Below are 13,035 nucleotides of genomic sequence, written 5' to 3' on the forward strand. Positions count from 1 at the left end.
AAGTCCCGATTCATTCGGGATTTTTTATTTTTACAAAAAATAGTATTTTGAAATCGAAGATTATTTCATCTGTTCGCCAAAATGGCTCGGGTCACGAACACCAAAAAACAATATAAATTTGTGAGTAAAAATATAATCATCACAGGAACTTCTAGAGGAATAGGATACGAATTAGCGTTGCAATTCGCTCATGCAGGTTATCAAGTATTAGCCATTTCAAGAAAAACACCTCAATTATTAATTGAGAATTCAAATATTACTTGCTTATCGGTAGATCTATCTATTGAAGAAGATTTACAGGAAGTGGATAAATTCATCAATTCAACATGGAAAAAAGTGGATATTATAATTCATAATGCAGGAAGTTTGCTTCACAAACCTTTTGAACAAATTTCGACTAAAGAATTTGAAGATATTTATAAAGTGAATGTTTTTGGTGTTGCAGCTTTAACACGTGTTTGTATTCCTTATTTATCAAAAGGCAGTCATGTTGTTACAATCAGTTCAATGGGAGGTATTCAAGGTAGCATGAAATTTGCTGGTTTAGCTGCTTATAGTTCGAGTAAAGGAGCAGTAATTACTTTGTCAGAATTATTAGCAGAAGAATATAAAGAAAAAGAAATTGCTTTTAATGTTTTGGCTTTAGGTGCCGTGCAAACAGAAATGCTTCAAGAAGCTTTTCCTGGCTATCGAGCGCCAATAACAGCAAAAGAAATGGCTGACTATATTTTTAATTTTGCGTTGACTGGAAATAAATATTATAACGGAAAAGTGCTTCAGGTTTCTTCAACAACTCCTTAGCAATTGTGAATTCATAATTTAATGGACGTTTTATATAAATACATACCTGAGAATTCTGTTCCAATGTGTTTTGAGTTAATTAAAGCTAATCATGTGCATCTCAAAATTGTAAATGAACGTATTACAAGACACGGAGATTATCGTCGAGATACAGATGGTTCTCATGTTATTACAGTGAACTTTTCACAGAATAAATACAGGTTTCTAATCACATTAATTCATGAGATTGCCCATTTAGTAGCTTTTGAAAAGTATGGACGACAAATAAAACCACATGGAGATGAATGGAAAATGACTTTTCAAAGATTAATGGTTCCTTTTATTAGACCAGAAATTTTTCCTAATAATTTACTTCCACTTATTGCAAGACATTTTAGGAATCCTAAAGCAAGTAGTGATACAGATACTACTTTGGCATTGGCCTTAAAACAATTTGACCCAATAAACGATAAAAATTATGTTTTCGAAATTCCTTATGGAAGTACATTTAGAATTCATAATGGGAAAATTTTTAAAAAAGTAGCGCTTAGAACAAAGCGAATAGAATGTTTAGAAATTGCAACTGGAAAAGTATATTTGTTTAACCCAAATGCTGAAGTTGAGCTGTTGAGTTAAAGTTTATCTTTGTACCTTTGCAAGCTTGTTACTTTGTAACTCAAATATTATGAATAAAAATTATTATGCAATATTAATGGCCGGGGGAGTTGGTTCTCGCTTTTGGCCTGTGAGTACTACAGAATTTCCAAAACAATTCCACGATATGTTGGGATCTGGGGAAACACTTATCCAAAAGACTTTTTCGAGATTAGCTAAACTTATTCCAGTTGAAAATATTTTAATATTAACGAATGAAAAGTACAATGACTTGGTTCTAGAGCAATTGCCTCAGGTAAAACAAGAACAAGTGTTGTTAGAGCCTGCTATGCGTAACACGGCTCCATGTATTTTATATGCTTCGTTAAAAATTAAAAAGCAAAATCCCGATGCGGTAATGGTGGTGGCTCCAAGCGATCACTGGATTGAAGATGAAATTGCTTTTACAAATAATTTGCAACAATGTTTTGATTTCTGTCAAAGCGAAAATGCATTAATGACATTGGGTATTCAACCAACATTTCCTAATACAGGGTTTGGATATATTGAATATGATAAAGCGGATTCGAATGCTGTTAAAAAAGTAAAGCAATTTAGAGAAAAACCTGATTATGAAACGGCTAAGTCTTTTTTAGAAAGTGGAAACTTTCTTTGGAATGGCGGAATCTTTATTTGGAGTGTAAAATCTATTGTGGAAGCTTTTGAAAAGTTTCAGCCTCAAATGAATGCATTATTCTTAAATGGATGGAATAGTTTTAATACTTCTAATGAAAAACAATTTATCGTAGATAACTATTCTTTAGCAGAAAATATTTCAATTGATTATGCAGTAATGGAAAATGCAAATAATGTGTATGTTTTACCGGCCACTTTCGATTGGAATGATTTAGGAACTTGGGGTTCATTACATGAAAAATTAGATAAAGATCATAATAATAATGCAGTAGTTAATGCTAAAGTAGTATTAGAAAATGCATCGAATAACATTGTGCGTTCAGATGCTGATAAGTTAATTATCATCGACGGATTACACGATTATATTATTGTAGATAGAGAGGGCGTTTTGTTAATTTATCCAAAGAGTAAAGAGCAAGATATTAAAGCTGTCGTTGCTAAGTTAGGTAACTAACAATTAAGCTTCACTAATAAAAAAATCTCATAAGAAATTATGAGATTTTTTTATTTAAATGTTTATAGCAATTATTAAATTCCTTCCTTTAATACCGCTTCGCGAACTTTTTTGAATAATTCAGAGGAGTATACAAAATCAGTAACAGCTTCGTTATCGGTTTTGAAAATTTGCGTTTTATCTCCTTCCCATGCTTTTAAGCCATTTTTCAAAAAAACAATTTTATCTCCAATTTCCATTACAGAGTTCATGTCGTGCGTATTAATGACGGTTGTGATGTTGTACTCTTTCGTAATTTCCTGAATAAGATTGTCAATTACAATAGCTGTTTTTGGGTCAAGCCCAGAGTTGGGTTCGTCACAAAATAAATATTTCGGATTGTTTACAATAGCGCGAGCAATAGCTACACGTTTTTGCATACCTCCAGAAATTTCAGATGGTTTCTTATGATGTGCATCAATTAGATTTACTCTTTCTATAACAAAATCTACACGTTCTTTTATTTCTTTGACTGTTTTGTGTGTGAACATCTTTAATGGAAATCCTATGTTTTCTTCAACAGTCATTGAATCAAATAAAGCACTTCCTTGAAAAACCATTCCTATTTCGGTACGTAATTCACGTCGTTCATCGTCGGACATTTCAGAATAAATACGACCGTCAAAAGAAATCGTGCCACTATCTACTTGATGAATTCCCAATAAAGATTTTAAAAAAACTGTTTTACCAGAACCTGATTGACCAATAATTAAATTGGTCTTTCCAGCTTCCAACGTAGTCGAAATTCCTTTTAACACCATTTGCTCTCCAAATGATTTTTTTATGTCTTTAACTTCAATCATAATTAATTAGTTAAAAGAAGTTGTGTTAAAATATAATTGCACAAAATAATCACTACAGATGTCCAAACAAACGAAATCGTACTTGCTTTACCTACTTCGAGAGCTCCACCTTTCATATAATAACCGTGAAAAGAAGGAATCGTAGCTAATAAAAAGGCAAAAACAATAGTTTTTATAAAGGCATAGGTAACGTGAAACGGAATAAATTCGGTTTGAATACCATTTATAAACTCATCAGCAGTAGCAAAGCCACCATAAACAGCCGCCAACCATCCGCCAAAAACACCTAAAAACATACTTAATCCAATTACAAAAGGGTAAAGCATTAGTGCAACAAGTTTAGGGAAAACCAAATAGTTTAACGAGTTTACCCCCATTACTTCTAATGCATCAATTTGTTCAGTAACACGCATTGTTCCAATACTCGATGTAATGAAAGAACCCATTTTGCCTGCCATAATGATTGAAATAAATGTTGGTGCAAATTCTAAAATTACTGATTGCCTTGTAGCAAATCCAATTAAATATTTTGGAATTAATGGATTGGTTAAATTTAAAGCGGTTTGAATAGAAACTACTCCTCCTACGAAGAAAGAAATAAACGATACAATTCCTAATGAATCTATTACTAAATCATCGATTTCTTTAAATATTAGGCTTCGCATTACCGCCCATTTGGTGGGTTTTTTGAAGATCTCTTGAAGCATTAAAAAGTATCTTCCTATTTGCGATAAGTAACGGATTAACATCATAATCAGTGTTCAGTGTTCAGGTTGCAGTATTCAGTATAAATACTGTGTGGTAAAAGTAGTACTTTTTGATGAAAATCTAAACTCTGAATACTGTTAGCTGTATACTGATTACTTGAAAATCTTAGCCTTTATTTTTTTCCAACGATAAGCTCTTACAAATTTTGCCTGTTCTGGAGTTACCAACATGGTTTTGTTGTCGGCTTTTGCTTTCCAGAATCCTTTAATGTAATCAATAAATAATAGTGGTTTTCCTTTGCGCATGGCCAATTTTAAAGAAGCAACCGCTGTGATGAAAAATCCGTAACCTAAAGTGTAAAAGGCTTCACCTTGTTTGTAACGAGATGCTTGATTATAATTAGCTCCTGTAGGTTTTAAATGTTTTACTTTTAAAGATTCATCGGTCACAATTTTCCAATCATAAAACTTGCAAAGTAATTCATCAACCGTGTCCCAACCCATTGCAGGTTTTAAACCACCAATTTGTTTGAAAGTTTCTTTTCGGTAGGCTTTAAAAGCACCACGAATATGATCTTTATCCGTTAAATTTTCTAAAATCCATTCGTCGTTTTTTTCGATGTAGGCAAATCCACCAGCCATACCAATTTTGGCATCATTTTTAAAATGATTGATAATCGTTTCAAAATAATTGGAAGGGAAAATCAAATCAGAATCTCCTTTCACCATAATATCATAATCATCATCAAGTGTTGCTAATCCAGTATGAAAAGCCTGTATTACTTTACTTCCTGGTAAATGAATCGCTTCCGATTTTTTTTCAACCAACGAAATCCAAGAATGTTTAGCCATAAACTCCTGAACAATTTCCTTTGTTTTATCGGTCGAATTATCATTGACAATCACAGCTTTTTTAGGTAAAACAGTTTGATTTACCAATGATTCTAAGGTTAAACCAATGAACTTTTCTTCATTGTGAGCAGGTATGACGATATAGTAATTCATTTTTCAATAAAGTAATGTACAAATATCCTTATTTTTGTGGGATTAGAAAAATGAAACCTTTGAGAAAGAAACAAATTGCTTTTGTCGAAATGGAAACCCATTCAGCTTTGTTAGAGCAATGGTTTTTGTTGGTTTGTAAAATGTATCAAATTGATTTTCATTTTTTTGTAAGTCAAAAGGTTTGTGATAAACTTACGGCAATCCCAAAAGAACATTTAACAATTATCTCTTCGGTAGCGGAAACCAATTTTTCAACCTATGATGGAGTAGTAGTTAATACTTTGCATCGTGATTTTTCAGCTTATCAAAAGTTATTCAAGGAAAAACCGGTTTTGTGTTTGGTACATAATTTAAATTTCAGTTTGTTTTTTAAAAGTATTTCGTTGAGAAATATTTTAAGGGAAAAGGAACGATTCACATATTTCTTGAAACTATACTTGAAGGAAAAAATAGCTTCAAAAAGAAAATTGATTTCTGGAGCTAAAAAGTTTGGAGTGATTTCAGCTTCGGCTTTGGAAACGATTAAAAAAGATGGAGCTTTTGTTGGTAAATCAGCTTTAATTCAGATGAATTACTGTCAAAATTCTGAGTTTCCAACTTCGGAAGTAATCGAAATTGTTATGCCAGGCAATGTGTCAAGAAAGCGAAAAGACATCGATTTAATTTTTAGAATTATTGAAAAACTCCAACCAACCTCTAAACTACATTTTGTTTTTTTGGGCAAACCTGAAAATGAAAAAGTACTTAACCAATTAGAGTTATTGAAACTAAAATGTAACTCAAATATATCGATTACATATTATCATAGATTTATTCCTTGGGAAGAGTATAGTAATATTATTGCCAAAGCGCATTTGTTATTATGTCCAATTAAAAAAAATACTTCTTTTTATTGGGTCGATGAGGTGTATGGAAGTACAAAAGTAAGTGGGGCAGAAGCCGATTGTATTTATAATGGTAAAATTGGAATTTTTCCTTCGTCTTACCCAAAAATGGATTGGCACAATTGGAGTTACGAGAGCGAATCTGATTTGTTGCGAGTTTTGCAAAATATAACAAGTGAAGATCTCAAAAAGGAATATCAAAAACTAAAACCTTTTGTAGAAAAATATACCTTTGATAAAGTAAAAACCGAATTGGAAAAACAATTGATAGAATTAACAGAAAACTGAATGTTACAAAATTTAATCAAATTAGCTTATAAATACTGGCCGTCTTTATATAAAAAAAGATATTACAAAACATTGTCTTCTCTAAAAACTGGAGACTACAAATGCGAACCTGAATTGCTTTACATTCAGCAAGTTTTAAAGCCAGATTCAGTATTTATAGATATTGGAACAAATAAAGGTATTTATCTGTATCAGGCAGAAAAGAATATATCAAGTGGAAAAATTATTGGTTTTGAACCCAACAAAAGTCTGGTAAATTATATTAAACCCTTATTTCCTAAAGTGGATATTTATCCGTTGGCAGTGTCTTCAAAATCAGGGACAGCCGTTTTAAATATTCCCAAAAAAGGAAATGGATTGCAAGATACACGAGCATCACTCGAAGCGATGGGTGAGGATGTGGAGAAAGTAGAAATCCAAATGGTTACACTTGACGAATTTGTGCAAGAGAAAGGATTGTCTAAAATTGATGTAGTCAAAATTGACGTCGAAGGTCACGAATTTGATACTATAAAAGGATGTGTAAGTATTTTACAAACTATTAAGCCAACATTCATCATTGAAATAGAATTGCGTCATGCTCACTACCCAATTAACGAGATTTTCGACTTTATTCTGAATTTTGGGTATGAAGTATTTTATTTTGATAGAAAAACATTAGCCTTAAAACCTTTTGAAGTTTCACAAATGTCCGATTTTCAAAAAGACGAGTATTTGAACGATTTTAATAAGTACATCAATAACTTTATTTTTATTGCTAAGTAGTTATGAATTATAAGTTATGAGTGAAAGTATTGTGAAAAATAAAAGTTATCAATTAGCTCTTGATGGAGTTAATTTGTTTAAACTTTTACAAGAAAGAAAAGAGTTTATGTTAAGTAAACAATTTTTACGTTCAATAACTTCTGTTGGAGCAAATGTTCGTGAAGCTATTAATGCACAATCAAAAGCAGATTTTATTCATAAATTGTCTATTTCACAAAAGGAATGTGATGAAAGTTTCTGAATATATTTCAGAAAATGAATTTCATCCTATTTTTAATCAAACACAAGAAGTTTTAAGAATCATCAGAAGCATAATAATAACATCAAAGAAAACCAGAAACAGTTTTGAATTATAAGTTGAGAAGTAAAACTCATAACTCATAACCCATAACTCATAACTCAACATGAGCGTAGTAGCAAGGCAAAGTTTAAAATACAGTATCGTAGGTTATTTCAGTACATTGATAGGTATACTGTCGACTGTATTTTTATATCCTGAGGATTTGGATTTTGCAGGTAAAATACAATATATTCTGCCAACTGCGTTATTGACTTTACCATTGGTTACTTTTGGGATTATGCACGCTAATGTTCGGTTTTATCCTAAAATGGAGGAGTCGCAAAACCAACACAATCTTTTAAAATATTCGATTTGGTTTATCCTCAGAAATTTTGTAATTATTACTATTTTGTTTTGGGGGCTATCTTATTTTATAGAACAAATCAGAGAAACCCAATTTTACAATTTTGCTCAGTATATTTTCCCAACAATATTGTGTTTGGCACTCATTCAGTTGTTCTCAAGGTTTATTTCGATTAAAAAACGAATAGTAGTACCTAATATTTTCGAAAACGTATTTCCCAAGTTAGGATTAATTTTTGCTTTTGGAGCCTATTTCTTTTGTAAAGTAGAAGCCACTACAGCTATTTGGATAGTAGTCCTGTTCTTTGTGTTGGCGCTTGTAGGGATGTTTTTCTATGTTCAACGTTTGGATAGATTTACTGGAAAAACATCATTCAAGTTTTTAAAAGAAGATAATTTCCAGAAAGAACTAATGCAATATTCCTTCTATACCTTCTTTGGAAGTTTGGGGTCGATTGTAGCATTAAACATTGATGCCTTTATGATAGGTGAGTTTATCGACGATTTTTCGCAATTAGCAATTTACAACACTTCAGCCAATTTAGTACGTATGATTACCGTTCCAGCATTGGGAGTGTACACAATTTCAGCACCTATTATTGCGAAGTATATCGAAGAAGATAATATGGCCGACCTAAAAACTCTGCACCATAAAACATCGTTCTATTTATTTACTATGGGAACTGTGTTGTTTGGGTTAGTGGCAGTAGGAATCGAGGATTTATTCTTTTTGATGAAAAACGGAGAAGATTTGGTGCTAGGATTGCCTGTTGTCTATATCCTTGGTTTTGCACTTTTGTTTGATTTGGCTACGGGATTCAATGGTTACATTATTACTAATTCGAAATATTATAAATTCAATAATACTACCACAATAGCGTTGGCATTACTGACCATTCTAAACAATCTGATTTTTTTATTGGTTTTTAAAATGGGTATTACTGGAGTGGCTATTGCCACATCCATTTCGCTAACGGTTTACAACCTGATAAAAATTGGTTTTAATTATAAAAAGTTTGGAGTACATCCTTTTAGTATAAGATATTTTTATGTATTAGGGCTTTTAATTGTAGTGTTGGTCGTTGGAAAATTTCTGCCCGACTTTGATAATAAATTTATATCACTATGTTACAAACCTGTAGTTGCCTTTTTAATTTTTGCTTTAGGAAACCAAATTTTTAAAATTATTTCTATTAAGGACGTATTGCCTAAATCTTTGATGAAGTAATCATCATAATTTCATTCTCCTTTACAAATAATATTCAATTTTAGATTCTAAAAAAGATAGTATCATTCTTATTTGCTTTTTAATAAATTTGTGTCAATTAATTAAGTAAACTAATATGGAAAAAAACTACATTTTTTTTGGGAAAAGAATCAATGCAATTGTTTCAATTGTTCTTTTAAGCTTATGTCCTTTTGAAGGTATTTCTCAAGTTATTTATTCAAATGGGCCATTTTCGACAGGGACGAATCACGCCGCTACAAGTACAACAGCACCTACAGGTTATACTTGGTCAGAGTTAGAATTGCCTAGTGGAACTTTAGGTTTTTCGGGCTTTTATAACAATGCGGCTACAAATGACTTTTCGATTGCTGATGATTTTGTTGTGCCAGCTGGGGCAACTTGGAATTTAACAAACGTTAATTTTTATGGTTATCAAACAAATTATGCAGGGGCTACTCCTCCTATTGACGCCGTAAGAGTTAGAATTTGGAATGGTGATCCATCTTCAGGAACAGCAACAGTTGTATATGGTAACATGACTGCAAATGTGTATAATGCTGCTGGTTCTGGTGAAGAATTTGTTTACAGAGTGGCCAATACAACTGGTACAACAAGAAAAATTTGGCGTTTCAATACTACTATTTCAACTTCGCTTACAGCAGGTACTTATTGGATTGAATTTCAGGTTCATGCAACAAATGATTCTAGTGCTTTTATTCCTCCTATAACTATATTAGGTACACAAAGTGATCCATCATGGAATGCAAAACAACGTAATGCATCAACCTGGTCTGGTTTAGTTGACACGGGAAGTAGTTCTAATAAAGCGTTACCTTTTCAATTAATAGGTTCAATAACATTAGGGTTAACTTCTAATGCTTTAGCTTCAAATTTTACTATGTATCCAATGCCTGTTAGAGAGGTTTGTAATTTTAAATTAAAACAAGATGCCTCTATCAAAGCAAAATTAGTCTCTATTTATGATTTAAATGGTAGGTTAATTCAACAAGAGAACGTAGTTAATGAACAGGAGTTTTCGGTGTCAACAAATACTTTGCAAACAGGTGTTTATTTATTGAAGATTTTAGATCAAAATGATAAAATTATTTTTAGTGACAAGTTAATTAAAGCATAGTTTAACTCATTTATATAAAAAAGCCTTAGCGTTTGTAAAACGCTAAGGCTTTTTTATACTTATAATAGTATCTTTTTAACTCCTTGAATAAACTCTCATTAGAAAAGTATTGTCGCTAAGTAAATATATATTTTATAACCATTATCTCTTCTTTTCCTTAAATCTGATTTTTTGAGGTAATTCCAAGCATATGGCTTTATCTACAACTTTTAAACGCATCATTTCTTTTTCGGTAAAAAGTTTGCTGAGGTTATGGGTTAGTTCAGTATAATTGTCGGTATTCTCATTTTTATGATAGAAAATTTTAATAGACCTACAGTTGTGGTTTTGAAATATTGTATTCAGGAGTGTTCTGTCTGATAATCCGCAGGAATGCCCAAATATAAAAACTTGAAATTTTCTGGTTTCAATCCAGTTTATAAGTTTTTTGTAATTCGAATTATGCATGTATTGAAACGATTTTATATTATTAATATAATAATCATCTGGAGTGTTTTCGATTTTTTTGTAATCCTCGTCCATTTCATCCCCATAGCCAATTTTTATAGAGTTCTCTTCTGAACCTATTTCTCCATGAATTTTAATAACCGAAGTCTTTCCGTAGTGCGTTTCATTGCGGGAATTAATTTGTTTGACATAATTACTCACTGTAGGAGTGTAATTAAAATCTAAAAATAAACTGTGAGGTCGTTGTCCAATTTTTGAAGTTAGCTCATTGTCATCTTGAATTAATGCTTCGTGATCCTCGGGTGGAAATTCCAAGAACAGTTGATTATCTGGGTTCGTGTTTAGTTTTTGGTATTTGACATTAAAAAATCGCAAAATTTCTTCATTTCCTATTGGGGTATCAGTAAAGTCAAATGCGTCAACAACATTTTTTTTTAGATAATCCTGTAATAATAACTTAATGTCTTCAAATTCTTTGTTTAAAGTTTGAATACCTTTTTGATAACAGTTTTTTTCTTCAAACACTAAACTTTTTAATATCTCATAATACTGTTTTTCAACTGTACACCAGTTAGTGATAGATGTATTAGAAAGCAGTCTAAACAATTCGTTTTCAAACGAAAAAATGATGCTGTTGTTTTTGTCTTTAACCGTTAAATACTCTGTGTCAATATGTAGTTTGTGATTTGCACAATAAAATTTCAGGTGTTCAACAAAGTCTGAAAAACATTTAACTTCAGTTTTGCCATAATCAAAGAGATTGTAATCTGCGCAATTGATCGTTACAATTCTTTTTGTAATTCCTTTTTCAAGATTTTCTCTAAGATTTTTCCAAAAATCATCTACAAAATCCTGATATGAAGTAGGAAGGCCGTGTGCTAAATCAAAACCATTTCCAACTATAATTAATTTATTCATACTATAAAAAAATTAGTGAGTGAAAACTTCCTAAATCTTGTTTTTGATTATGTAGCCTCTTCTTCAAAAAAAAGTATAAGTTGCAATCAATACTCTAAACTTACCAATAAAAAAAATCTTACACAATAACCTAATTTGGTGATTTTTTATTGCACAAATTAGTGTAGTTTTTTGTATTATTTTCTTAACTTTTTGGAAGTGAATTGGTTATTTCGCAAGATTTTTATATTAGATAATTGTTCTTTTTGAATAAGGATTAAAATTCTAAAAGTTGGGGTTATCGTGTAATTTTGTTACCACAAACTTGGAGTCATTTGTTTGAGTTATAAATCTGACATCCCTTGTGGAGAATAAAATAACCATTTCCATTTGGGTTAGTGTTAAATAATATACATCATGCCCAAATTCATCGTACTCAAATACATCACAAAATAATCGAATTGTTAAATAGAGTTGTAAGGTTATAAGTGATAGCGATAAGTGTTAGTTTTTATCTTTGTTCACTTGTGCTTTAGGATTCTTTTATTAGTTCAGATTATACTACAGCAAAGTGAGGGGGCGAAGTAAATTCGTGCTATTGGGGTTATAATTAAAGTTACCCCGAATTAATTAATGTCTTCCAGTTTCGAATAAATTTCTTTCCATTTTCCGTTAGGTTGAATTTTGACCATAAATGTATTTATTTGGCAGCATCCAGATGGATGTCCAAATTTTAAAGTTTTTTCTTTGTTATTTATTTCTAACGGAAAAAATCTTATTTCATTTGTAAAGCTTTCATCTAATTCAAATCTTCCATTCGGTTTTTGTTTGTAATAAGCATATTGAGGACCGCCATTGCTTCCTTCGTAATTTATTATTGCAAAATCTTCTAAACCGTCAAAATTATAATCAAGTACTATTAGTGAGTGTCCACCTTCTATTTGTTGAGCACTTTTTATAATTATTTTTCTTGTATCAAAATAGGAGATGGAATTTGATTGGTTTGCATCAAATTTTATTATCAATGATTCAGGAATAAAATTTATATCTTGATTTTTTTTTGATTCTTTATTAGTTAAAGACATCTTAATTAAAGTTTTTATATCTTCATCAGTTTCGATTTCAGTAACAGTATATTTAAATTCAAATTTTTTGAATAGTGAATTAATTGCTTGGTTTGAATTTTTCTCACTAGAATCGATGGTTGTTTTTTCTTTTTGAGGATACAATTCATATCCGATTTTTAGCAAATACTCTTTGATTATTGATTCTTCATCATTAATGATGTTTTCTGAATAGTTTGTTAAATGAATACTGTTTAAAAATCCATTAGAATCGCTTTCAAAAATATATGTTTCAAAATATTCATCTTCAACTTTTTCGTCTATATACTGACTAACTTCGTATTTAATTTCAATAGAATTTGTATTGTTTTTTCGCGTAACTTCATTGTATGTCATTGCACAACCTGAACCACAATCAATAGTAAAAGATTTGATTGATGGAGAAGGTTTTTTTGTATCACTGATACTGTCAGTAGCTTTTTTTAAATTGCTTAATGAATCAATAATTTGATTCTTGAATTCATTATTATTTGTAATCTCTTTTTTACAGCCAATTAGTAAAAAACAAACAAAAATTGATAGAATTAATTTTTTCATTTATTATTT

Annotated in this window: 14 protein-coding genes; 9 read left to right on the plus strand and 5 right to left on the minus strand. The window is 30.9% G+C overall.

Annotated elements, in window-relative coordinates; translation table 11 throughout:
• Positions 1–81: 81 nt before the first annotated feature.
• Genes LJY17_RS14360 through LJY17_RS14370 form a run of 3 tightly spaced genes read left to right on the plus strand, consistent with a single transcriptional unit; the run spans position 82 to position 2,524 of the window.
• Entirely contained in the window at positions 82–801 is a 720-nt protein-coding gene (locus tag LJY17_RS14360; RefSeq protein ID WP_264544500.1) for an SDR family NAD(P)-dependent oxidoreductase, read from the plus strand.
• Between the two features lie 21 nt (positions 802–822).
• Complete coding sequence (locus tag LJY17_RS14365) at positions 823–1,416, plus strand: SprT-like domain-containing protein (RefSeq protein WP_264544501.1); 594 nt, start codon at positions 823–825, stop codon at positions 1,414–1,416.
• Between the two features lie 49 nt (positions 1,417–1,465).
• Entirely contained in the window at positions 1,466–2,524 is a 1,059-nt protein-coding gene (locus tag LJY17_RS14370) for a mannose-1-phosphate guanylyltransferase (RefSeq protein ID WP_264544502.1), read from the plus strand.
• 74 nt (positions 2,525–2,598) lie between these two features.
• Here LJY17_RS14370 and LJY17_RS14375 read toward each other — a convergent pair whose 3' ends face one another.
• The 3 genes from LJY17_RS14375 to LJY17_RS14385 form a co-directional block, all read right to left on the minus strand.
• Positions 2,599–3,366, minus strand: a complete 768-nt coding sequence (locus LJY17_RS14375) for an ABC transporter ATP-binding protein (RefSeq protein ID WP_264544503.1) — start codon at positions 3,364–3,366, stop codon at positions 2,599–2,601.
• Positions 3,367–3,368: 2 nt separating this feature from the next.
• Positions 3,369–4,118, minus strand: a complete 750-nt coding sequence (locus tag LJY17_RS14380) for an MlaE family ABC transporter permease (RefSeq protein WP_264544504.1) — start codon at positions 4,116–4,118, stop codon at positions 3,369–3,371.
• Positions 4,119–4,226: 108 nt separating this feature from the next.
• Positions 4,227–5,078 carry a glycosyltransferase gene (locus LJY17_RS14385; RefSeq protein WP_264544505.1) on the minus strand — a complete coding sequence of 284 codons (852 nt, stop codon included), beginning with the start codon at positions 5,076–5,078 and terminating at the stop codon, positions 4,227–4,229.
• A gap of 59 nt (positions 5,079–5,137) precedes the next feature.
• On the opposite strand from LJY17_RS14385, the gene LJY17_RS14390 reads away from it, so the two are divergent.
• The 6 genes from LJY17_RS14390 to LJY17_RS14415 all read left to right on the plus strand — a co-directional run bounded on the left by LJY17_RS14390 (position 5,138) and on the right by LJY17_RS14415 (position 10,021).
• Positions 5,138–6,250 (plus strand): hypothetical protein, encoded by a 1,113-nt coding sequence (locus LJY17_RS14390; RefSeq protein WP_264544506.1) that lies wholly within the window; start codon positions 5,138–5,140, stop codon positions 6,248–6,250.
• Positions 6,251–7,015 (plus strand): FkbM family methyltransferase, encoded by a 765-nt coding sequence (locus tag LJY17_RS14395; RefSeq protein ID WP_264544507.1) that lies wholly within the window; start codon positions 6,251–6,253, stop codon positions 7,013–7,015.
• 16 nt (positions 7,016–7,031) lie between these two features.
• Positions 7,032–7,256, plus strand: coding sequence for a four helix bundle protein (locus tag LJY17_RS14400; protein ID WP_264544508.1), 225 nt, complete (start codon positions 7,032–7,034; stop codon positions 7,254–7,256).
• The gene (locus tag LJY17_RS14405) at positions 7,243–7,371 is read left to right on the plus strand and encodes a hypothetical protein (protein ID WP_338441552.1); all 129 of its coding nucleotides are present in this window, start codon (positions 7,243–7,245) and stop codon (positions 7,369–7,371) included. Before LJY17_RS14400 ends, LJY17_RS14405 begins: the two co-directional genes overlap by 14 nt.
• A 48-nt stretch (positions 7,372–7,419) precedes the next feature.
• Complete coding sequence (locus LJY17_RS14410) at positions 7,420–8,886, plus strand: lipopolysaccharide biosynthesis protein (RefSeq protein ID WP_264544509.1); 1,467 nt, start codon at positions 7,420–7,422, stop codon at positions 8,884–8,886.
• A 115-nt stretch (positions 8,887–9,001) separates the two neighbouring features.
• The gene (locus LJY17_RS14415) at positions 9,002–10,021 is read left to right on the plus strand and encodes a T9SS type A sorting domain-containing protein (protein ID WP_264544510.1); all 1,020 of its coding nucleotides are present in this window, start codon (positions 9,002–9,004) and stop codon (positions 10,019–10,021) included.
• A gap of 141 nt (positions 10,022–10,162) precedes the next feature.
• Here LJY17_RS14415 and LJY17_RS14420 read toward each other — a convergent pair whose 3' ends face one another.
• Complete coding sequence (locus tag LJY17_RS14420; RefSeq protein ID WP_264544511.1) at positions 10,163–11,386, minus strand: bacteriophage abortive infection AbiH family protein; 1,224 nt, start codon at positions 11,384–11,386, stop codon at positions 10,163–10,165.
• Positions 11,387–11,991: 605 nt separating this feature from the next.
• Positions 11,992–13,026, minus strand: a complete 1,035-nt coding sequence (locus LJY17_RS14425) for an XAC2610-related protein (protein WP_264544512.1) — start codon at positions 13,024–13,026, stop codon at positions 11,992–11,994.
• Positions 13,027–13,035 lie beyond the last annotated feature (9 nt).

It is taken from the genome of Flavobacterium hankyongi (assembly GCF_036840915.1).
GTDB classification, from domain to species: domain Bacteria; phylum Bacteroidota; class Bacteroidia; order Flavobacteriales; family Flavobacteriaceae; genus Flavobacterium; species Flavobacterium hankyongi.

Coding starts and splice junctions, on each gene's coding strand:
- LJY17_RS14380 (WP_264544504.1), bottom strand. CDS start 4,118: ATGATGTTAATCCGTTACTTATCGCAAATAGGAAGATACTTTTTAATG.
- LJY17_RS14365 (WP_264544501.1), top strand. CDS start 823: ATGGACGTTTTATATAAATACATACCTGAGAATTCTGTTCCAATGTGT.
- LJY17_RS14385 (WP_264544505.1), bottom strand. CDS start 5,078: ATGAATTACTATATCGTCATACCTGCTCACAATGAAGAAAAGTTCATT.
- LJY17_RS14405 (WP_338441552.1), top strand. CDS start 7,243: ATGAAAGTTTCTGAATATATTTCAGAAAATGAATTTCATCCTATTTTT.
- LJY17_RS14370 (WP_264544502.1), top strand. CDS start 1,466: ATGAATAAAAATTATTATGCAATATTAATGGCCGGGGGAGTTGGTTCT.
- LJY17_RS14415 (WP_264544510.1), top strand. CDS start 9,002: ATGGAAAAAAACTACATTTTTTTTGGGAAAAGAATCAATGCAATTGTT.
- LJY17_RS14400 (WP_264544508.1), top strand. CDS start 7,032: ATGAGTGAAAGTATTGTGAAAAATAAAAGTTATCAATTAGCTCTTGAT.
- LJY17_RS14410 (WP_264544509.1), top strand. CDS start 7,420: ATGAGCGTAGTAGCAAGGCAAAGTTTAAAATACAGTATCGTAGGTTAT.
- LJY17_RS14375 (WP_264544503.1), bottom strand. CDS start 3,366: ATGATTGAAGTTAAAGACATAAAAAAATCATTTGGAGAGCAAATGGTG.
- LJY17_RS14360 (WP_264544500.1), top strand. CDS start 82: ATGGCTCGGGTCACGAACACCAAAAAACAATATAAATTTGTGAGTAAA.
- LJY17_RS14420 (WP_264544511.1), bottom strand. CDS start 11,386: ATGAATAAATTAATTATAGTTGGAAATGGTTTTGATTTAGCACACGGC.
- LJY17_RS14395 (WP_264544507.1), top strand. CDS start 6,251: ATGTTACAAAATTTAATCAAATTAGCTTATAAATACTGGCCGTCTTTA.
- LJY17_RS14425 (WP_264544512.1), bottom strand. CDS start 13,026: ATGAAAAAATTAATTCTATCAATTTTTGTTTGTTTTTTACTAATTGGC.